At 47.9% G+C, this 19,599-nt stretch carries 19 protein-coding genes and 1 pseudogene; 8 read left to right on the forward strand and 12 right to left on the reverse strand.

Going from position 1 to position 19,599, the window contains the following annotated elements; translation table 11 throughout:
* Positions 1-15: 15 nt before the first annotated feature.
* On the reverse strand, positions 16-2,862 hold the full coding sequence (locus JIN82_RS03240) for a glycoside hydrolase family 31 protein (RefSeq protein ID WP_200310205.1): 2,847 nt from the start codon (positions 2,860-2,862) through the stop codon (positions 16-18).
* 54 nt (positions 2,863-2,916) lie between these two features.
* Positions 2,917-4,668, reverse strand: coding sequence for a hypothetical protein (locus tag JIN82_RS03245; RefSeq protein WP_200310206.1), 1,752 nt, complete (start codon positions 4,666-4,668; stop codon positions 2,917-2,919).
* A 185-nt stretch (positions 4,669-4,853) separates the two neighbouring features.
* On the opposite strand from JIN82_RS03245, the gene JIN82_RS17075 reads away from it, so the two are divergent.
* Positions 4,854-5,021, forward strand: a complete 168-nt coding sequence (locus JIN82_RS17075; protein ID WP_234041738.1) for a hypothetical protein — start codon at positions 4,854-4,856, stop codon at positions 5,019-5,021.
* 329 nt (positions 5,022-5,350) lie between these two features.
* Here JIN82_RS17075 and tal read toward each other — a convergent pair whose 3' ends face one another.
* The 3 genes from tal to plsY are packed head-to-tail and all read right to left on the reverse strand — an operon-like array spanning position 5,351 to position 8,068.
* A complete protein-coding gene (gene tal, locus JIN82_RS03250) occupies positions 5,351-6,304 on the reverse strand; it encodes a transaldolase (protein WP_200310207.1) in 954 nt (317 codons plus the stop codon).
* A gap of 33 nt (positions 6,305-6,337) precedes the next feature.
* Positions 6,338-7,345, reverse strand: a complete 1,008-nt coding sequence (locus JIN82_RS03255; protein WP_200310208.1) for an NAD(P)H-dependent glycerol-3-phosphate dehydrogenase — start codon at positions 7,343-7,345, stop codon at positions 6,338-6,340.
* Positions 7,346-7,363: 18 nt separating this feature from the next.
* On the reverse strand, positions 7,364-8,068 hold the full coding sequence (plsY, locus tag JIN82_RS03260) for a glycerol-3-phosphate 1-O-acyltransferase PlsY (RefSeq protein ID WP_200310209.1): 705 nt from the start codon (positions 8,066-8,068) through the stop codon (positions 7,364-7,366).
* A gap of 268 nt (positions 8,069-8,336) precedes the next feature.
* Here plsY and JIN82_RS03265 point away from each other — a divergent pair, with 268 nt between their 5' ends.
* Together JIN82_RS03265 and JIN82_RS03270 are read left to right on the forward strand one after the other, a co-directional pair.
* Positions 8,337-8,486, forward strand: coding sequence for a hypothetical protein (locus tag JIN82_RS03265; protein ID WP_234041739.1), 150 nt, complete (start codon positions 8,337-8,339; stop codon positions 8,484-8,486).
* 12 nt (positions 8,487-8,498) lie between these two features.
* Positions 8,499-8,804: pseudogene (locus tag JIN82_RS03270) on the forward strand (thioredoxin family protein); the annotation flags it as partial.
* Positions 8,805-8,965: 161 nt separating this feature from the next.
* Here JIN82_RS03270 and JIN82_RS03275 read toward each other — a convergent pair.
* Positions 8,966-9,907 (reverse strand): hypothetical protein, encoded by a 942-nt coding sequence (locus JIN82_RS03275; protein ID WP_200310212.1) that lies wholly within the window; start codon positions 9,905-9,907, stop codon positions 8,966-8,968.
* A 41-nt stretch (positions 9,908-9,948) separates the two neighbouring features.
* On the opposite strand from JIN82_RS03275, the gene JIN82_RS17080 reads away from it, so the two are divergent.
* The 5 genes from JIN82_RS17080 (at position 9,949) to JIN82_RS03295 (ending at position 13,715) form a co-directional block, all read left to right on the forward strand.
* Positions 9,949-10,092, forward strand: coding sequence for a hypothetical protein (locus tag JIN82_RS17080; protein WP_234041740.1), 144 nt, complete (start codon positions 9,949-9,951; stop codon positions 10,090-10,092).
* Between the two features lie 59 nt (positions 10,093-10,151).
* Positions 10,152-10,733, forward strand: coding sequence for a hypothetical protein (locus tag JIN82_RS03280; RefSeq protein ID WP_200310213.1), 582 nt, complete (start codon positions 10,152-10,154; stop codon positions 10,731-10,733).
* Complete coding sequence (locus JIN82_RS03285; protein WP_200310214.1) at positions 10,733-11,305, forward strand: SET domain-containing protein; 573 nt, start codon at positions 10,733-10,735, stop codon at positions 11,303-11,305. Before JIN82_RS03280 ends, JIN82_RS03285 begins: the two co-directional genes overlap by 1 nt.
* 88 nt (positions 11,306-11,393) lie before the next feature.
* The gene (locus JIN82_RS03290) at positions 11,394-12,899 is read left to right on the forward strand and encodes an NfeD family protein (protein WP_200310215.1); all 1,506 of its coding nucleotides are present in this window, start codon (positions 11,394-11,396) and stop codon (positions 12,897-12,899) included.
* Positions 12,900-12,911: 12 nt separating this feature from the next.
* A complete protein-coding gene (locus JIN82_RS03295) occupies positions 12,912-13,715 on the forward strand; it encodes a M90 family metallopeptidase (RefSeq protein WP_200310216.1) in 804 nt (267 codons plus the stop codon).
* On the opposite strand, the gene JIN82_RS03300 is transcribed toward JIN82_RS03295, so the two are convergent.
* The 6 genes from JIN82_RS03300 to JIN82_RS03325 all read right to left on the reverse strand — a co-directional run bounded on the left by JIN82_RS03300 (position 13,712) and on the right by JIN82_RS03325 (position 19,410).
* Positions 13,712-15,802 (reverse strand): hypothetical protein, encoded by a 2,091-nt coding sequence (locus tag JIN82_RS03300; RefSeq protein WP_200310217.1) that lies wholly within the window; start codon positions 15,800-15,802, stop codon positions 13,712-13,714. The genes JIN82_RS03295 and JIN82_RS03300 overlap by 4 nt on opposite strands.
* Complete coding sequence (locus tag JIN82_RS03305; protein WP_200310218.1) at positions 15,765-16,340, reverse strand: PulJ/GspJ family protein; 576 nt, start codon at positions 16,338-16,340, stop codon at positions 15,765-15,767. Before JIN82_RS03305 ends, JIN82_RS03300 begins: the two co-directional genes overlap by 38 nt.
* Positions 16,340-16,741, reverse strand: a complete 402-nt coding sequence (locus JIN82_RS03310) for a hypothetical protein (RefSeq protein WP_200310219.1) — start codon at positions 16,739-16,741, stop codon at positions 16,340-16,342. The genes JIN82_RS03305 and JIN82_RS03310 overlap by 1 nt, the downstream gene beginning before the upstream one ends.
* 132 nt (positions 16,742-16,873) lie before the next feature.
* Complete coding sequence (locus JIN82_RS03315; protein WP_200310235.1) at positions 16,874-18,214, reverse strand: hypothetical protein; 1,341 nt, start codon at positions 18,212-18,214, stop codon at positions 16,874-16,876.
* A 10-nt stretch (positions 18,215-18,224) separates the two neighbouring features.
* Entirely contained in the window at positions 18,225-18,659 is a 435-nt protein-coding gene (locus JIN82_RS03320) for a hypothetical protein (protein WP_200310220.1), read from the reverse strand.
* Between the two features lie 37 nt (positions 18,660-18,696).
* The gene (locus JIN82_RS03325; RefSeq protein ID WP_200310221.1) at positions 18,697-19,410 is read right to left on the reverse strand and encodes a hypothetical protein; all 714 of its coding nucleotides are present in this window, start codon (positions 19,408-19,410) and stop codon (positions 18,697-18,699) included.
* Between the last annotated feature and the right edge of the window lie 189 nt (positions 19,411-19,599).

Raw genomic sequence — 19,599 nt, forward strand, 5'->3', positions numbered from 1 at the left:
CTCAATCTTTGGGGGTTAGTATTTTACTGAAATGGTGGTGTCCGACTTGTCATCATAAACTTTGACGAAGACGATGTCGATGGATTCGTTGTAATACCAGCATGGGGAATCTGATGCTTGCAGGTTGTTAGCACCTCCTACATTGGGCAAATTAGCGCCATCTTGGGTGACTTGAGAAGCGGCACTCACACTGCCTAGCAGGGCTATGTAATGGTAGTTAGCGCCAGGTTGATAGTTGTCGGTCTGTTTGGCTATGCGGATATTTCTAGTGACTGTTGATGAATCAGTAATTGTTTGCTGATAGACTTTAGTTAAACGGAAGTTGGTTCCTTCTTCATCAGGTGAAATGCCGTCATCCTGATACATGGAGTAGGCTTGGTCGTCCGTCCAGCGGTCGGGCCCAGGGTAGCAGTTCAGAGTGATTGGGTTGTCTTTCAGTTGGCCAACAAATTGCTCAACTTCACCAAATGGCAGGATGGCGCCAGCTCTAACGTAACAGGGGACTTGTGAGAGATCTGCATAGTAGTCGTTGATGAGTGTGCCGCCTTGCACGGAGCCAGCTAGGGGTTTCGCATTATCCATGAATGCATACCAATTTGAGCCAGCTGGAAGGTAGACAGATCGAGTAGGAGGAGTTGGCGGGTTGGCCGTTTCGTGTTGGGTTATGATAGGAGCAACGAGGAAGTCGCCTCCAACAAAGAATTGGTCGTTGGCGTGATCGTAGCTAGCCAAATCATTAGAATCATTGAGGAACAATGGGCGACAGATTGGGTTGCCAGTTTGTGTCCAGTTGTACATGGCATCGTAATAAACCTGCATCATGCGGTAGCGTAGTTCTACATACTTTCTGCAGTTGCTAGGCACTGGTTCTTGGTATGCGTATGGCTCTTGAAACTGCTTGTTGTATCCATCGTAGTGGTTGCGGTACCAAGGCAGGAACGAGCCAAGTTGCATCCAGCGGGTAAGCAGTTCGTAGTTAGTGATGCCGCCAAAGATCTCGCCGTCGTCTACATATGACTGAGAGGTTGTGCCTGAGCTAGGACCGTAACCAACGGCAAAGCCGCCAATGTCACAGCCGCTGATAGGCACGCCTGATAGGCCGAGATTAAGAACCTCAGGGAGATTGATTTTGAGAAAATCCCAAGTAGATGCTGAATCACCAGTCCAAAGACCTGCGTAGCGCTGCATTCCAGCGTAACCACCGCGCGCGATGATGAAGTTTCTGCGCTGTGGGGCTAGTTTGTTAATGCCATTCCATGTGCCATCTAGCAAGTTATTGACGTAACTGTTATGGACCTTTGCATTTGGGTGATAGACGACTTCAACAGATCCGTCCTCCATGGTCTGCTCTTGAGCAATCATGAGGTCCTGGGGGAAGGTTTTCATGTAGACGTTAGCAGGCGACAAGTTGGCGTTAATTGCGGGGCAGGTCATGTCCTGCCAGATGAAATCCATGCCAACTTCATTGATCAGGTGGTCGTATTGCTCGCCCCATGTTTCGCGCGCTTTTTGTAAGCCAAAATCTGGGTAGTTGCCTGGGGCTGCTAGTGGTACTAATCCTTGGCGGTTAGGTAGCAAAGGTGGCGATGGATAGGGGTTGTTGCCACGGTTGAAGCCGTAGTTGACGCCGCCCGGATAGACATCAGCTGATTCACCACCCTCATAGCGAGTATTGTAGATCATGCAGTCGGCTGCAAAGAGGTTATCTCGCTGCTCGTATGGCGCTTTCTGCCCGCTCTGGTCTAGCGGGTTGTCGGTGATGACTGGCGTGATATTGGTGCACATTTTGAATCCAATACTGTGCAATTCCTCAAAATAACTTTTGACGTTAGGGAACTTGATTTCACTGTGGGTAAAGGTGCGGTAGTTGTCTTGAAAATCGACATCAATGTGCAGGCCGTCACATGGAATACGAGCGGCGCGGAAGCTATTGGCGGCAATTGATAGTTTGTAGCGGTCGAAGTACCCATAAGCACCTTGCTGGTAACCAAAGATGTATTTTGGAGGCATTTGGCTGCGACCAGTAAGCGTGGTGTACTGGGATAAAATGTCAGTGACTTGGTCGCCGGCGAAGAAATAATAATCCAGCTCATTGTAGAGCGAGCCAAGATAGTATTTGCCAGTCATATCATTGTAGATATTAGCGGCGATGTTAGCATAACTTTGCGATGGGTTATCGAGGAATACACCTGTAGCGTAAGCTGAGCCAGCAAATGGTCCAGGTGGCTGTGGGTTAGATTCTACCAAAAATGGGATCGAGCAGTAGAGCGGTTCAGTTGGGTTTAGTGGACCGGGTTCACCGAGTGCTGGCCCGCCATAGCTGAAGCAGTCGAAGTTAAAGAATGTATAAGCAAAGTTATTTTTGAATAACTCGGCACCAGCCTTTTCACCGAGGCCTAGGTATTTTGAACCTGGGCCAGTGGACTTCATGATGGCGGTGACTTCTTGGCCAGGGATATAGAGGATGCCCTCACCTGGTGCATCGCGATGGATCAACTGGCTGCCTTTGTATACTGAAACTTCAAAAGAGCTCAGATCTACATGAATATCTATGGTGCCAGTGCTGATGACTAACTGATCGTCAGCTGGCTGACTATCAGTGATTGTTAGTTCGGAGATGCCTAGATCGCGGTTGATGACTGCGGTAGATGTCTCGTAGTTGTATTGAGCATTTTCAGCTGGGTTGAAACGCAGTCGGAATGATTGCGGTCCGAGGATTTCAATATATAGTGAGCGTTGACCAAAAACAAAGGTGTAGCGCGTTTTGTTAGTATTGGCGGACCAAGAATCGATCTTGCCAATGGTGCTCCACGCGGGTGTTGATGGCGTGAACTGGTCGATAGGGACAAATGGGAAACTCATGGGATTAGAGGATATGATTAGAAATTTGGGGGTTATTTTGAATGATTTTTAAGTTTACTTCTCAGCTGGGCAAAGAATCTGGTTGTTTGGAATCAAGACGCCTGCCTCTTCAAGGGTAACAACATCTTTGCCTTCATAAGGTTTACTCTTAGCGCGGAGTTGCAGGAGCCAGCTGTAGTCTGCGTCACCAGTCATGCCTTCGACTGAATTTTGACCGTAGATGGGAATGCGGTAGTTTTTGTTATTCATCTGCTGCACAATGTAGCGGCCGCGTGAGTCCTTTTTGAAACCAATCACCGCACCAGCGGAGAAGTGGCAACCAGCACAGCTCTCAGTCGCAAATACAATGTTAGGGTCGGCGAGTAATCCAGCTGGCAGACGGTAATCATCAGCTAGGGGGCCGGCTACTTGGTTGCCCTCTTGGAAAAATGTTTCCATGGTTGTATTGATGAGATGTACTGGGACGACTTTGCCTGGGATCTTATAGAGAATGCTCTCGGGGGATGAAGGAAGCATTAGACCATTAGATTGATTGGCTACACCATTAGAGAAAGCTGGGAAGTTAGGAGCGGATGGCCACTGGGTGCCGATTAACTCGTAGTACTGAAAAACCGAGTTTTGCTGTGCGAGTAGCTGCTGGACTTGTTTGTTCAGAGCTGCTGTAGCTTTGTCGATTGGGAAAACCATTAAGGTCTGGGTAGGGGTGGTGGTTTTTTCCTCATCCCAGCTGGTGAAGACAGCGGGGCCATCAAGTTTGCCTGTAGCTGGATTGTATTGCACAACAGGGGCCGCATTTTTAGGTGCCAGAGTGTTAACTGGAATTGTTGGGTTGTCTGGATTGAAGAAGTTAGGTCGCAATGATCTACCTTTACTGTCGCGCTCCAGATTATTCGTGGTGGTATTGTCGACTTGTTCAAAAGTCGCCCAGATCCATGTTGGGGCTGATTGCGTGCGCACGGCAATGTGCATGCCGACCAAGCCAAAATCTGCTTTGAATGGTTCACCTGTGTGTGGGATCACTTTGGCGTTGCGTATAAAGAAACGCTCGCGTGGCGATTCCTCGGAGAGCTGCAGCCACGACATTTTAATTTCCATAGCGCCGTAACTTTCGGTGCCATTGTTAGCAGGAAACTGAATTTTCTGTGTTTCAGTAAATTTGGCCTGACCGTCCTGGTTGTAGAGTTCGTTTTTTACTAGATAGTCGAATTCTACATTATTGATGGCAACTTGGTAGCGCACCCATTTGCCGTTTTGGTCAATCATAGGGCCGGTAAAGGCTTGTAGGCTTTCATCTAGCAGGGGAGCGTTGATGGTGCCGTCGCCAGTACTTTTTGAGTCAGTTAGCCCCATGCCGTTGATCCATAGCGTGCGATCTTTCCAGCTGTTTTTTACGGCCTGGGACCACTCATCAGGAGCTTTGCCGTCTTCACGGAAGACTTGACCGATCTCTACAAATCCTTCCCATACGCGCGGGGAGGAATTGTCTGATAGAGTTTTGCTGGTATCTGGATTGCCAGAGGCATCAGCTGGCCAGTTTAATGCGAGGAATGTTTGCCACGAAAAAATATCAAACCAGCGCTGAGCTAGGGGGATGTTTTCTTCGGGGATGGTGAAGGGTGGGTTTTGTTTTTGTGGGTCAACGCTGAGTGCTCTCAGGGCTGGAATGTCAACATCGTAGGGGAGCGATGAGCTGAGTGGGGTGGGGAGCCCGGGTATTTGATAATCTTCAGCTGTTAGTGTAGAGTGCTGGGCGCACAGAACCAGAGAGAATGCTGCTGTAAAAGCAGTTCTTTGATGTAAGTTCATAGGGATATGTATGGGATATGGCAAACTAACGATGTTTCATTAGTTTGTTTGTAAATCTACTTCTAACTATATTAGAGCTATTGCAAGCTTTATTTTTGTCATGGGTTTGATCAATTTAACCATGCCTGTTGGGCTTGTTGCTAATTTAGTTAGCCTGCTAGTGATGAGCCGTTTAAGCTGGGTCTATGCGTAGATTCAAAAAAGTGATGCTCGGGGGAGCGAGTGGTTGCCTGTACTTTCTGCAGCTGCTCTTCATCTTGTTTTTATCATTCATGCTGGTGATGAATGCTCTGCATCATCGTGGGCATGACATGGGGATGAATATGAGCCAATATGTGGTCGTTGGCTATTGAAGGCCGATTTGTGTTATAGTCTAATCATACGATTAAGCACGCCATTGTTATTTGCCTTTCGCCTAGGCGATGACAGTGGCGGGCTAACACAAAACATTTTTCTTTTTGGTCCGAGATTGATAGATCTCCCAGCCTGCGCGTTTGGGGCGAGCAGGCTGGGAGTGTGTCGAGCGGATACGGTTTTTTGGTTGTGTTGCAGTGCCTGTGAAATGAGACACAAAAAAAGCCAATGAGCAGCACGTGGGCTGGCTCATTGGCTAGTTTTTTTAGTTTGCTGGCTGGAGTTAGTTTCGCAAGGAGCTAGATCCAGCTGGCGACAAGCTAATTCATTAGATCATTTCTTCGATCAGCTTCTCAAGCTTGACGATGTCAGCTGAGAATGCGCGGATGCCTTGGGCTGTTTTTTCAGTGGCCATAGCATCTTCATTGTACATGAAGCGGAATGCTTTTTCGTCGAGGCTGATTTGCTCGACGTCAGATGCGTCAGCTGTGCTTTGGTTGATTTTCTCAGAAATCTCTTCGTTAGCATTTTGCAGCTCGTCTAGTAGGCCTGGGCTGATAGTGAGGAGATCGCAGCCAGCTAGTTCTGTGATTTGGCCTTTGTTGCGGAATGAAGCGCCCATAACTTCGGTCTGGTAGCCGAATTTTTTGTAGTAGTTGTAGATGCTCTGAACGGAGATCACACCTGGGTCTTCAGCTCCAACATAGTCGATGCCTGTGCTCGCTTTGTACCAGTCGTAGATGCGTCCAACAAATGGTGAAATGAGTTGCACTTTGGCTTCGGCGCAAGCTACGGCTTGGGCGAATGAGAAGAGGAGAGTTAGGTTACAACGGATACCTTCTTGCTCAAGGATTTCAGCAGCTTTGATGCCTTCCCATGTAGAAGCGATTTTGATGAGTACACGCTCTTTGGCGATACCTTCAGCTTCGTACATGCCGATGAGTTGGCGGGCTTTTTCAACAGTGCCTTCGGTGTCGAATGAGAGACGAGCGTCGACTTCTGTAGAAACGCGGCCAGGAACGATGGCGAGGATTTCTTTGCCAAAGTTGATGAGCACATCGTCGATGATTGCTTCTGTGAGTGCCGGGCCTGTTAGCTCTGAGCCAGCGTGCTTTTGCACAGCGGCTTCAACGAGGTGTTTGTACTCAGGCTTGCTAGCTGCCTGAAGGATGAGTGACGGGTTTGTGGTCGCGTCCTGTGGCTTGTATGCCTTGATGGATTCAAAGTCGCCAGTGTCAGCTACTACAGTTGTGTATTTTTTGAGTTGGTCGAGTTGGTTCATAGAGTTGTTTGTCTTTGTGGTGCTGTGAGGGGATTATTCAATTTCGCTACGCATGTCTCCGTTGAGGAGTTCGTGCATCGCTTCTTGGGAGGATTTGTCATTGTATAGAATGTCGTAAACCGCATCGATGAGCGGTGTGCGGACATTTGCTTTTCTAGCTGCCTCGTAGATAGATTTGGTGTTGGGTACACCTTCAGCTACCATGCCGAGTGAGTTGACAATATCATCAAGTTTGCCGCCACGTCCGAGGGCCTTGCCCACGCGGTTGTTACGTGAGTGGCTGGAGTAGCAGGTCACCATGAGGTCGCCAATGCCGGAAAGGCCCATGAATGTTTCCGTTCTGCCACCAAGAGCAACACCTAATCGTGTCATCTCAGCGAGGCCACGGGCGACGAGAGCTGCGATGGCGTTATCACCTAAACCTAGGCCGTCGGCGATGCCAGCGCTGATGGCAAATACGTTTTTGATGGCTCCGCCTAGCTCGATTCCAGCTAGATCGTCACTGGTGTAGGTGCGGAAATAGCTAGCGCTAAATATTTTCTGCAGCTCGAGAGCCAGCGCTTCATCTTCGGCGCCGATAACTGCACAGGTGGCGAGCTGTTGGGAAACCTCTTCGGCGTGGTTAGGCCCCGATAGTACAGCGATTGGGTTATCGGGGAGAAATTCTTTGAGAACCGAGCTCATGCGATCACCTGTGGCATGTTCGATGCCTTTGGAGCAGGAGATGATGACGGTTTCTTTTGCTAATCCGAGTCTAGCAATGTTAGCTGCCGTAGCTCTAACGCCAGATGTTGGAATAACCACGAGAACGATGGAGCATTCTTTGAGAGCCTCTAGATCCATGAATGCATGGACATTTTCTGGCAGTGTGAGAGCTGGAAGGAAGTGCTTGTTAGTGTGCTGCTCGTTGATTTCATCCACCGTTTCTTGGTGGTTGCCAATCATGTTGATTTGCTTGAAATTTCCAGCGAGTAGAGAAGCTAGACCGCTACCCCATGAGCCTGTGCCGACGATGCCGGCTGTTGTTCTATCAATCGTCATATTTGTGAGAGTCTAGGTTTATTTCTTCTTGCTGCCGAATCTATGTTCGGTGCCATTGATGAGGTTTTGGATGTTTGATTTATGCCGCCATGTGGCAAGAGCCGCGATGACTAGGGCGAAAATAAAGAGAGGTATATTCCATGTGCCGTCGGCAATTTTTCCATGTGCGTATGAGCCGTAGATGCAGACGATGGGCACGGAAATAGCTGCGCCGATGCTGGCTACAGATACGTACTTGGTAGTGAAAAATAAGATGACCCAAACGAGGACAAGGATGGTGATAGCTGGCCATGGTAGTAGCCCAACAAGTACGCCAGCTGAGGTGGCGATTCCCTTGCCGCCTTTGAAGCCAACCCACGGTGAGTAGTTGTGCCCGAGGATGGAGAGCAGGCCGGTTAGGATGATTAATGTTTGAGCCAATGATCTTTGATCCGCGGTGTATGTGGTGGCGAATGACTCCAGCGCTGGAATGGCGATGAGTGGCTGTTCGCCCTCGATGAGGAAAACGGCGGCGGCAATTACAGTTGGCGTGAAGCCTTTAAAGAAATCGAGAATGAAGCAGCTGATGCCGTATTTTTTGCCAACAACTCGCAGCACGTTAGTTGCGCCGATGTTGCCCGATCCATGCTCGCGGATGTTGATGCCCTTAGATTTAGCTATAATTAGGCCAAAGGGAATGGAGCCTAATAAGAATGATGCAATGAGTATAATCCAGGATGGCATATGTGTGAGGTTGGTACGACTTGCGCGAGACTCTAATTTCCAATTGCAAAAAGCAAAATGCCAAATTTAATTTATTTTTCAGCTGGAGTGGGGTTTGCCGTGTGACCTGTCACGCTGGTGTGGTTAGCCAATTGGCATTGGACGTTTGACGATAATGGAATTATATTAACCATTCCCCACCTTTCCTGACCCTATGAGTATGATTAAAATAGTTTGTTCGACGGCCTTGCTGTCGTCGATTTGTCTGCTGCTATCTAGCTGTGACAAAGTGAAAAATGCTCTCGATGAGGCGGTTGAGAAAATGGACCAGCCGCAGGCAGCGACGGTGAGCGTGGATAAGGTTGATAGACCTACCTTTAAACAGATTATCAATGAAGAATCTCGTGTCGTGTTAGTCGACTTTTATACCGATACATGAGGACCGTGTAAAAAATTGGCTCCCGTGTTGGAGCAAATCGCAAAAGAGCAAAGTGATTTGGTACGCATTGTCAAAGTGGACGTTAGAGATCAGCGACAGTGGGCGCAAGATGAGATGATCACAGCTGTGCCTACACTGAAGTTTTACCATGGCGGCGTGCAGAGAAACATTATGCGCGGTGGCGCACCTAAAGAGCGCATTGTGGCCATGGTCGAAGCTTCTAAAAGTTATAGCGGTGGCGAGGTGGAAGGTGCCCAGAAGTCATCTATTGAGCAGATTGGTGACGATTGGTTGCCATCCGGCGTGACGCGTGAATGAATGTTATGATGGGCTGTTTTAGTTAGGTTTTTGGCTGGTTGAGTGGTAGATGTTGTTCTGGTAAACAAATAACGACCCAGCTCACTGAGGAACTGGGTCGTTTAGCTATAAAGTTAGAACATCCGGCTGATTTTAGTCAGCTGGAGAATGCCATTTGGGGCTTAGAAGTTCCAGATGACGTCGAGAGTGAATCGATCTTCGAGTAGGCCGTCTTCTTCGTCTGTGAGTGGAAGTTCGTAGGCGGCACCTACATTTACTCTATCAGTAACAAGGTAACGGGCGCCAAGTGCGAGAGTGACTTGATCACGGTTGTTAGTAGCGTTAGCTGCGCCGAGGTTCCACAGATCGCCACCTTCGAATTCAACGATTGAAGGGACGAGGTCGTTTCCTTGACGGTTGCCAAAGTCTGCTGAGCCATCACCTGCGCTAAATACGTGGAACCAGCTGAGTTCGATTAGAGGGATGAATTTTTCAGTCACGGCGTAGCTAACATGCGTGCTGAGAAAACCTGATGTTGAGTTTTCATCGCCGTCGAATGGAAGGCGTGCGCCGATAGAACCGGAGAACTGCCATGGCCCCCAGAGCTTGAGGTCGTTGAGGATGAGGTTTACCGCGCCATTACCGTTGCCTTGGAAAATGTCATCGTCGCCAGTTGGGACTTCGATAGTTGCGGTGCCGCTGAGAATGTGCTCGTTAGCTTCGTCGTAGATGAATGCGTATTTTACCCCAGCTGCTAGGTTTGCCCAGCCTCTGGCTTGGTTGAGCGTGTGGTCTGGGTTGAAGTCAGCATAGCCGTCTTTGGTGGCTACTAATGAAATGCGCTCATTGAAGGCGTATTCCAGCTGGAGAGCGTAGAGTTGCACGTCGCCGCCAATAGGAACCTGTCCAGCTGTAGTATTGATCATGTCCGGATGGTTCTGGTACATGAAAATGCCGTGAAGGTTAGTTTGTGGTTTGGCGAGGTCAAACAGGGTAGGGTTGCTAATAGGGCGAATCGCTCTAGCAAAAGCGTCCACTGAGGGAGCTGGCGCCATGATAGGCTCACCGGCGGTGAGGGCTCCTGTCATGAAAATGCCTGCAAGTAGTGTTGTTGTGTTTTTCATACTTTGTCTTGTTGCAAATTGCGTCAGCAAGCATGATTTCAATGAGCAAATTTGACGACATTCAAAGCTTGGCGCATCCGTTTGAAATGTACGCATATTTTACCAAAGCGGACTTTGCTGGTTCATTTGCGATGTCGTTTGCATTAGCTAGCTGGAAGTATGCAAGAATCCTTCTCGATGCTTGACTTCGGCTAGGTGCTGGTGATGAATGTGCCTGATGATTTTTCGCAGTCTATTCATACTTATGATGAGCTTTGGTTTGGCCTCAGCTCAGGTTTTTGTTGATCCAAATGTAGAGGAGTCTGCTCGCCAGTCAGTGCAGAAACTCGGCAATGAGGTCATGGCTAACAATGTGAACTTTGCTATTGAGAAAATTTACCCACGATGGAAGTCGCGCTTGGCGATGCAGATGGGCGGCGAAGATAAGCTGGTAGCTCGCATGCAGCAGGTTCCAGACGAGTTGCTTCGAGCCGGAGTTTCTATCATTTCTTTCAGAGCTGATCGTCCAACGCAGTTTTACGAAGTATGGCCAAGTCGTATTGAGCGGGTGATAGACGGGCGCAAACAGGAAGTAGTAGTTAAGCATCATCTAACCATGGTTCCAACAGTAACCCGTTTTCGCATTATAGATCAAAAGGCAGGTAAGGTTCACCATATTGATTCATACGGCTTTCAAGTAGCGGTATCTGAGATGGGCAAGAACGAATGGACCTTCATCGATGGGGCTACTATCAGTGAAGCTGATTTGCGAAGCCTATTCCCAACCATCCCAACAGTGGCGAATGGTTTGCAGTTGCCAGTTTGTAAAAAAGAGGAAGTAAAGTAATGGGTAAGAAGCAATCTAAGCGCGATAAGCTGTTGGCTAAAGAGGCTAAGCTTGTGCACAAAATGCGCCTTCACTACTTGCGTGGTAAGAGCGAGCTCTGTGAGGTTAGAAATTCCGAAATCCATGGGCGTGGTGTTTATGCGACTCAGGATATCGAAAAGGAATCTCAGATCATCGAATATATTGGAGAGCCTATTGACAAAGAGGAGAGTGAGGAGCGCGCCTGGGATCAATATGCAAAAGCCGAAGAAAAAGGTGAGGCTGCAGTTTATATTTTCACCTTAGATGAAAAGTGGGATATCGACGGCAATGTGCCATGGAATGATGCTCGTTTGATTAACCATTCCTGTGATCCTAACTGTGAGGCCTGGATTGAAGATGAGCAAATTTTCATCTACTCCCTGCGAGACATCAAAGATGGCGAGGAACTAACATTTGATTACGGCTTCGATATTGATTGTTATGAAGATCACCCCTGCCTCTGTGGAAGTGATAACTGCATCGGCTATATTGTTAGCCAAGATCAGTGGCCTGAGCTGAAGAAGCGAATTGCCGAGTCAAAAGGCGAGTAGTGATGGCTGGAGCTTGCCGGCTAGCGTTTACTTGATAGATTTTGTAAATTCGGCTGTTCAATATCGGCTTCAGCGATACATTAGCATCATGAAGCCGATGCTTTTCTTTATTACCTTTTGTTTGACCGTATTCAGCCAGCTGGTTTGCTTGGCTGATAGCGAGGCTGACCAGCCAGAAGTGGCGGAGAAGTCCCAGCCAGCTAGCGAGCCTGAGAAACAGCCGGCAAAGAGATTATTTGGCAAATCTGAGACGATTAGCTATCGCGATAAGGTTGTTGTTATTAAGGTTGGTAAGGAAGATCTGATTTATGAACAACGCTATAAGTTTATTCGCCGAAGCCTGAGAAAGGCTGAAGAAGACGGCGCTGCAGCGGTTGTTTTTGATATTAATACTCCTGGTGGACTGGCGTGGGAAACTACGGAGTTCATGATGCAGGATTTGGCCAAAACTAAGCTGAAGACGATTGCTTATGTCAATCCAAGTGCGGTGTCGGCGGGTGCGATGATCTGCATGGGTTGCGATGTGATTTACATGGCGCCTGCATCTGCCATTGGTGCGGCTGCTGTTGTTTCTAGCCGTGGTGAAATGGGAGATACTGAGCGGGCCAAAGCGGAATCGTATCTGATTGCTGCGGTTGAAGGCGTGGCTGAGGCTAAGGGGCATAACCCAGAACTAGCGCGCGCCATGATGAAGGTGGAGTATATCTATGAAGAGGGAAGTATCTTTGTTGATAGTGACGAATTGCTAACATTGAATGCCCAGCAGGCTGTTCGTGAAGTTGATGGTAAGCCACTGTTAGCAGCTGGGATCATTGATTCGCTAGATGAAGTCATCGCTACAGAAGGACTGGCTGATAAGGAGGTCGTTGATGCGGCGCCAGAGGGCATGGTGAAAATTGCGCTGTGGATTTCTGGCATTTCAGGTTTGCTCATTATGATTGGATTAGGAGCGGCTTACCTTGAAATGAAAACGCCTGGGTTTGGCATTGGTGGCGCCATTTCGCTATTTGCTTTTGGGTTATTTTTCTTTGGCAATAACCTAGCTGGCAATCTAGCTGGTTACGGTGCGCTAACGGTTTTTGTGATTGGCATCATTCTAATCATTTTTGAACTATTCATCGCGCCCGGTCTAATCATTCCGGGTTTAGTGGGCGGCTGCATGGTTCTGGGGTCGATTTTCTACGCTATGATAGATGATGTATCATTGGAAGATTTCAAAGGACGTGATAAAGATGCAGTCATGGATTTCTCACCTTTTGAAAGTGCAATCTTTCAGCTCTCTATTGGCGTTATTGGTTCGCTGGTAATTCTTGCTTTATTGATGCGCTTTTTACCGCAGATGCCATTGTTTAATAGAATGGTGATGGACGGCAAGCTTGGTAAAGGTGATGGCACAGATGATAGAGTCGAGCGCAGTAAGCGCATCGGCATGGTTGGTGTGGCTAGCACAGATCTGAGACCAGCGGGCAAGGCTGTATTTGATGGTGAGACATTAGATGTTACTGCCAAGGAGGTATTTGTAGCCGAAGGCACAAGCGTGACTATCACTGCCGAAAGCGGTATGGGCTTGGAAGTGGAAATTTCTAAAGACTAACAATCAAAATATATGACTGGACTTTTAGTGGCCTCAGGCCTCGTAGCGACTGTGTTTGCAGCTATCACCGGGCGCAGCCACCTGAAAAATAAAAAACGGGCGAGCTTGTTAGCTAATAATCTTAGCGCTGATGAACGCGCCGCTCTGGCTAAAGATTTTCATCTATATGGGCTATTGCCCGATCATTTGCGCGACGAGTTAGATGGCTTGGTTCACGTCTTTATCGAGGAAAAATCATTCGAGCCGTGTGGTGAGTTAGAAGAAGTGACGCTGCATATGAAGCAGGTTATTGCGGCGCAGGCTTGTTTGTTATTGCTCAACCGCAAACACGATTTCTACCCACGCTTACGTACGATCTTGCTCTATCCTAATGCCTATAAAGCGACCAATCACCAGGGCGGCACCGACGTGCGCCTTGGGGAAAGCTGGGGCACCGGTTCTGTCGTTTTGTCGTGGAAGAGTGTGTTAGCCGGCGGTCAAAATAGCAACGACGGGCACGATGTGGTACTGCACGAATTTGCTCATCAGCTAGATCAAGCAGATGGAGAAGCGGATGGTGCGCCTGAGCTCGAGCAAGGTGGCTATCGCGACTGGGCTAGAGTATTTCACTCAGCATATAGCAAATTTACCACCAAGTTAAATAAAGGGCAGAAAACGGTGATCGACCCATACGGTGGCACAAATCCAGCGGAGTTTTTCGCCGTAGTCACGGAGACATTTTACGAAAAACCTGCCCAGCTACAAAAAAATTACCCTGAGCTGTACGATCAGCTCAGGGAATACTATCAAGTCGACCCGCTAGAGTGGGGGAGTTAGTCGATCACTTCTTCAACAACTACCAGCCAGTTGACGAAGTGGATAGGTGGAACGAGGCGTGGGTCTGTGATAGGTTTTAAGTTAGCACGGACCTGATCTCCATAGCTAGCGCCTGACGCGGACTTCAAATCGAGTGGGTTTAAGGTAAGTTCTTCGGCTCCGTCAGATCTGATATTTGCTTGCAGGATATTGATTCTTGAGTTGTTCAGTTCTGGTGCCTGATCTTTCATTTCGGAGGATCCAAATCTTGGCTCTGGAGAGAATACCGATACTGGTGGATATTCGCCGGGTTTGTCAGTCAGCTCTGTATTGTTAAAATCTGCTTTGAAGTAAGTTCTGAGTGGGGAAACGATGGAGAAACCCGAGCTGAAATCAGTGGCTAAGTCGCTAGCTCCAATAATTTCTAAGGCGATGTCAGTATTGTCATTATTGAGGCCGTCGTCGGTAACCCCGGTTGGGTTATCAAACATCTCGTCGTTCAGTACATAATCGCCCTCTAAAGTCTTGGCGGTGTAGTTGCTAACTGTTTTATAGTCAAAGACGATGGTATTGTTGTCTTCTAGATCTACGTCCCAAGATTCCACAAATGCTTTCCATTTGCTCATGTCTAGCTGAATAACAGTTTGCTGAGTGGTTTCATTAAATGATCTAATGATGGGCAGTGTATCAGCTTCATTATTCCAGTTTACGTGGCGGCTATTTTTGCCAACCAGATCATGCCTGTTGTCGAGTAGGAAAATGGTTTTCAGGTTGCCATCTGACTTCTTGAGTTTGATGCGCACGCCGTCGATAATGATTTTCTCTTGGTCAATGCGGACGTCGATGATCTCGACTCTGCTTTCACACTGACGAGCGCCACGGGAATAGTCTGACCAAGTTGTCGGCGAGAGTGAATTATCTGAGCTGTCGGTTGATGACCCGTTGAACTTGATGCTATCGTAGCCGCCGTTGATGGGAATGAAGGCCACTCTGCCAGATGATGAGGAGCGCGAGATGGGGTAAAAACCTTCGACGTCGCCGTAGATATTTGCTTTCTGGTTTTCGTAGTCATGTTGTCCGCCAGCTACTTCTCCAATATCACCAATCTTAGTGGCATCTGTGATGAGAACAGAATTGGTAGCAGCTACTCGATCAAATTGAGTATCATTGCCTGAGTGTTCAACGGTGCGTGCGTATACGCCGCCTTCGATGTTGATGCGGTCTCCCCATGCTTGGTCATTGGCGTGTCTCCCTAAAGCCATAAAGCCGTCAGCTGAAATAGGCAGCTGAGATGGGACTTCATAGAGCGAGATAATGTAATTCTTTTGAGTGGACCCAGTAGTGGCTGTATTTCCTTTGTAATTTTCAGTGCCGTCGTCTGCAAAGTTGATGCTAAATGCCCACCAGTTACGTTTGGCAACAAATGGCTCACCTGGTTTGCAATATCCAAAGTGAATATTGGGATAAGGAATGCTATCGTAGAGGCTGAATTGCATGTCACTCTCAAGGATATAGCCTTTTTCATGAGAAATAATGGGAGCAAACATATCGTCAGCTAGGCTCAGTTGCGACCCTTGAGCGTATTGCAAGATAGTTGGCATGGATTGGTCCTTGATCGTAAAGGTGATGCCAGATGTGCCAGCAGCTTTGTTGTAGCCGACAATCGTCTTGAGTAAATCGCCTGTGTTTTCTGTATCGCCAGCATTGCCTGAGATGGTATTGCTGTCACTCAGGGCTTCGATCAGGTTGTCCTGTGAGATTTCAGCATTGGCGGCGTCGAAGGCTTCTTGGAAAATCTGATTCCAGCTCACCATGTTTTCATATTTGCCACCAGTTGAGCTCTGGTTTTGCATAGCCATTTTGGCACGTTCAGGGACAATTTGCACAAGTGCTTTGAGGAAAGCATCTTCCTTTTGTGCGTAGTCCATGCGCAGGTGCGAATCTTTGGCTACGTGCAAATTTTGCGATGCCTTTGAGTAGTTAATAAACATGAGGCCCAAAACCAAGACGCTCATGGTAACGACTGAGAGCATTACCGCGTATCCCTGTCTGGTTTTACTGGCACGCTTATTATAGTTGAGCTGTTGCTGCATAGGTAATCCTTTCATTGTGTGGCCCGACGAGGGAAATAGTTAAAATGCCATTCTCTGATGAAAAAGTAACCCCTTCGCTGCCATCAGCTGGGGCTTTCCATTGGGCGACTGTCCAGAGCGGGGTCTGGTCTGGTATGGCGTTGTCGCCATAATGGTAGGTGAGTGTGGTCATGCCATCTTCGGTGGCGCCTGATAGTAAACCAAATTCTTTGTTGCCTAGAGCGTCGCGGAAAATAAACGTGATGGCTTGACCAGAGGCTACGCCAACGGGCCGCTGGACGGTGGCTTGGGCTAGGTTGTTGAAGACTTGGTAGCGGTCAGCTCGCTGGGAAATTCTGCCTATCATGTTGCTTATTTGCGGGGCGTCATCTACCAGAAAGTTTTGATTGGATAAGATGTTTTGCAGCCGCGCCTGCTGGCTTAGAAGCCCCATGCCCATGCCTGCAATGATGACCATCATGCCGATGACGACGGTCAATTCAACGAGTGTGAAGCCAACTTCTAATGGGGAATTGTTGGATCTTGTGGTATTAGTGTCTAAGTGCTGCTTCATTATTCAACTCTTACTACTGTTCTGGAGGTTACATAGTTTTTGCCATTAACCGAATATTGCAGCACAATGCGGATATTCCATGCGTCTGAAAGCGGGTTGTCACCATCAGCTGTAGTCATCATGACCTGTTCTCTAGCGCGGGTGATGGTGGCGTTGACTGGCGTGGCCTCGTTGATTCCTCCCTTGCTATTTTCGCCTCCTGATCGATGGCCGATAACGACATTATATTCATAGGGTGCGTCACCGTTAATGTAGAGAGGGTAGTTGTCCCAGTCGGTTCCACCATTTTCCTCGTCTATCAGTTCAAAGGGGATGGCATTTGCTTTTGCCACCTCAGTGCTCATGTAGGCATTCACGAGAGTTTTGGAAATTGTCCAATTCCTCGTAGACAGTGTATTCATGAGAGATTGAAAAGAGATCGTGGCCAACATGACCATGACTATGATTGCCGCGCTAATTTCTATAAGGATGCTGCCCTTGCTCCTTATGCTAGCCTGTTGCTTATTTATCATTACCACGATCTCTTATTTCAATTATTTGACGGTATTGATGTCAGCGTTGACTTTCACTGTTGGGAGGACTTCGATTACCTTTTTGTTGCCGCCGTCAGTGCCGCCGTCAGTGCCGCCGCCAGTGCCTGATGAGCTATTGCTGTCATCCAAGAGTTCACTTATCTCAAATGGTGAGTCGTGGCGGATTTCTAGAATCCATGATCCTTCTGAATCGATTACTTGGCCAAGGCTGTCGAAGACGCTGGAGCAAGATACGGGCTCTTGGTCGGTGCGTACGGTCTTCATATTGTATCCAAATTCTTTAGTTGGAACCGCTTCTCCTTGTTTGTAGATGACAAGGTAGGTGTCGGAGCCTGGGTACAAATTGTCATAGTTCAGTGTGATGGATGGGAAATCAGCACCAATTTTTTGACCGTTAGTAATTCCAGAAATTGTGCCCGTAGGTTTAGGGAAAATTTTAACCTTAGCAGTGTTGATTATCAGATCCTCTTCTGTGAGTTGGTTAAGCAGCACGCGGGCTTTGATTTCATCGTCAACTAAAGGATCTGTATCTTCGCCAGTTTTGGATTTTCCTGGGTTGCTAGAGTCTACGCCATCAACGTTATTGCCGTGGCCATTGTTTGATTTGGCGCTGTCATTTTGCACTGCGGAGACTCCCAAAATGCTGATTTCCTCGATGCCATAAGCTTGATCTTTTGGAGTTGCTTCAATGTTGGTGCTCTGTGTCGCGGTCTCGAAAGTGACCGAGACCGTACCATCCGTAGCTGGAACTTGAATGCCATTGCTTTTCATCAGAGCTAGCTCGGCAGACGTATAGCTGCTGCTGAGCTCGTCCAATGTAGGGGCGAGCAGTAAATCGGCTTCTACCAGATATAGCGTATTTGGATCGTCAGATAGAGAGTATTCGTGTCTGAGGACTACAGAAGATGTTGTATAGGTTGACGATTCATCGACATCAGCCGTAGCTGGATCATCGTCTGTGCGCGGGAGTAGGCCTGAAGTGATGCTCGTTAGGCTATAACCTTTGTCAGCCCTTGTGCGGTAGGTGTTGCCGTTCTCTACAGTTGGATCTTGTGATTGAACGATAAAAAGAGAACTCTTGGCTGAAGCATCGACAAATGCAGTATCGAGCAGCCATTCGCTGCCACCTTCATGGGTGGTGAACAGCTTGAAGTTTGTGCCGCCGGCTTCAACGGTATTTTTGGAGAAGCCATCACCGATGTTATCGAGGCGATTATGCGTTTGGGTTGGTAGATTTTCATCTACAGGAATTTCTAAGATATAGTTCGTGTAGTTATCTGCCGAGGCAATGCTAAGGCTCGCTAAAACCCCGAGCGATGTAATTAAGGTAAGATTTTTCATAATATTTGTATTATTGGTTGGTGTTTTCCGCAACTGGGTTACTTGGGGTGATCATCTGAATTGGGCTGCCGTTATGCACGGCAACGACGATGACTCGCTGAAGTAGGAACTGATCTTTATATTCCTGAGCGATAGGTTGGAGGCCGCGAGCCTGTTCGATAGTGACCTCGAAGGCTTTGACTGTCGTTGGGTTGGCTTGCGCGAATTGTTGCCAAGTAACTTCTGATTTGTTTTGGGTACTGCCGTTGATGTTATTATTCAGCCTTTTTGGGGTGTGGATGATAGATCCCTTGGGGATGTATGTCCATGTTGAGGGGCCGGTGATCGTGAGGCAGTAATCTGCAAGAGTTTTCTTTTTACGTACCTTGGGGATTTCGGCTTGAGCGCTAGCAAGTGGGCATGATGCCAGGATGCAAGCAGTTACAATAAAGGCTGGATATTTCATGGAAAGAATTTGTGTTATCAATAGAGTTGATAATTGGTTAATTATTTCCAATAGGAATGAATGAAACGAGGAAGACCATGTCTTGCATGTCGTAACCTTTATCAGCTGGGTCACCGCTTTGCTCGTAGGTGTATCGTCTGTCGAGCTCAGCAATGAAGATGACGTCTTTAGGTCCGATAGATACGGTATTGCTGTCGTCATTTAGGTATGGGCGAAGGTAGCTGTCGACGTCGCCGTCACTGCCCATAGGTGTGTAGTTTGGAAAATCATCGCCATTGGCTAGAGCGATGAATGAATGGTCGGGGTCTGTGCGCGGGGTGTCTGACCATCTATAATATTTACCTGATTGGTTACTTACACCCATCATGCCGAAGTTGATTTTGTCCGTTGTTTTTACGGTGATATTCTCAGCTAGGATGGTGCCAGAGGTGAAGTATTTGGCTTTATTGTCAAACAACTGGTATGTCTTGTTGTTGATTTTCATCTGCAGCTTAACGGTCTTGGTGCCGCCCCAGTAACCGGCGCCAATGCAGCGAACTTCAATTTTTGACTTTTGTAATGGCTCAAGGGTGTCTTGATCCGTGATGTTAGCGCCGCCGTCGGGGAGGACGATGTTCCAGGCGATTTTTGCTTGTGTGCCTTCTGGTACAGAAGTCGGAGCTGTAAGTGAGCCGGTTGGGGTAGAGTTATCGGCGTGAAGTGCCGTCGCTAGCGCGGGTAATGCTAAGCACAGGCTGATGAATTTTTTCATGATTATATGTATGTTTTTGTTTGTAGCTACGGGGGTTTGCTTGATTGTTTTGGGCCCGAATAGAGGTAGTAACGGGTAAGGTGCGCGCATAAAAATGTGAGACGCTGGCGCGGTTGCAATAGCTAGGGGAAAGGTGCAGTTGCGCACAGGTCAAACCTTTTTGATGTGGTTTCTCTGTCGAGGCTTTTT

The sequence above is a fragment of the Persicirhabdus sediminis genome (assembly GCF_016595495.1).
Taxonomy (GTDB): Bacteria; Verrucomicrobiota; Verrucomicrobiia; order Verrucomicrobiales; family Akkermansiaceae; genus Persicirhabdus; species Persicirhabdus sediminis.

Excerpts from the sequence above, each read along its gene's own strand:
- JIN82_RS03240 (WP_200310205.1), bottom strand. The coding sequence starts at position 2,862 with ATGAGTTTCCCATTTGTCCCTATCGACCAGTTCACGCCATCAACACCC.
- JIN82_RS03245 (WP_200310206.1), bottom strand. The coding sequence starts at position 4,668 with ATGAACTTACATCAAAGAACTGCTTTTACAGCAGCATTCTCTCTGGTT.
- JIN82_RS17075 (WP_234041738.1), top strand. The coding sequence starts at position 4,854 with ATGCGTAGATTCAAAAAAGTGATGCTCGGGGGAGCGAGTGGTTGCCTG.
- tal (WP_200310207.1), bottom strand. The coding sequence starts at position 6,304 with ATGAACCAACTCGACCAACTCAAAAAATACACAACTGTAGTAGCTGAC.
- JIN82_RS03255 (WP_200310208.1), bottom strand. The coding sequence starts at position 7,345 with ATGACGATTGATAGAACAACAGCCGGCATCGTCGGCACAGGCTCATGG.
- plsY (WP_200310209.1), bottom strand. The coding sequence starts at position 8,068 with ATGCCATCCTGGATTATACTCATTGCATCATTCTTATTAGGCTCCATT.
- JIN82_RS03275 (WP_200310212.1), bottom strand. The coding sequence starts at position 9,907 with ATGAAAAACACAACAACACTACTTGCAGGCATTTTCATGACAGGAGCC.
- JIN82_RS17080 (WP_234041740.1), top strand. The coding sequence starts at position 9,949 with ATGAGCAAATTTGACGACATTCAAAGCTTGGCGCATCCGTTTGAAATG.
- JIN82_RS03280 (WP_200310213.1), top strand. The coding sequence starts at position 10,152 with ATGATGAGCTTTGGTTTGGCCTCAGCTCAGGTTTTTGTTGATCCAAAT.
- JIN82_RS03285 (WP_200310214.1), top strand. The coding sequence starts at position 10,733 with ATGGGTAAGAAGCAATCTAAGCGCGATAAGCTGTTGGCTAAAGAGGCT.
- JIN82_RS03290 (WP_200310215.1), top strand. The coding sequence starts at position 11,394 with ATGAAGCCGATGCTTTTCTTTATTACCTTTTGTTTGACCGTATTCAGC.
- JIN82_RS03295 (WP_200310216.1), top strand. The coding sequence starts at position 12,912 with ATGACTGGACTTTTAGTGGCCTCAGGCCTCGTAGCGACTGTGTTTGCA.
- JIN82_RS03300 (WP_200310217.1), bottom strand. The coding sequence starts at position 15,802 with ATGAAAGGATTACCTATGCAGCAACAGCTCAACTATAATAAGCGTGCC.
- JIN82_RS03305 (WP_200310218.1), bottom strand. The coding sequence starts at position 16,340 with ATGAAGCAGCACTTAGACACTAATACCACAAGATCCAACAATTCCCCA.
- JIN82_RS03310 (WP_200310219.1), bottom strand. The coding sequence starts at position 16,741 with ATGAATACACTGTCTACGAGGAATTGGACAATTTCCAAAACTCTCGTG.
- JIN82_RS03315 (WP_200310235.1), bottom strand. The coding sequence starts at position 18,214 with ATGAAAAATCTTACCTTAATTACATCGCTCGGGGTTTTAGCGAGCCTT.
- JIN82_RS03320 (WP_200310220.1), bottom strand. The coding sequence starts at position 18,659 with ATGAAATATCCAGCCTTTATTGTAACTGCTTGCATCCTGGCATCATGC.
- JIN82_RS03325 (WP_200310221.1), bottom strand. The coding sequence starts at position 19,410 with ATGAAAAAATTCATCAGCCTGTGCTTAGCATTACCCGCGCTAGCGACG.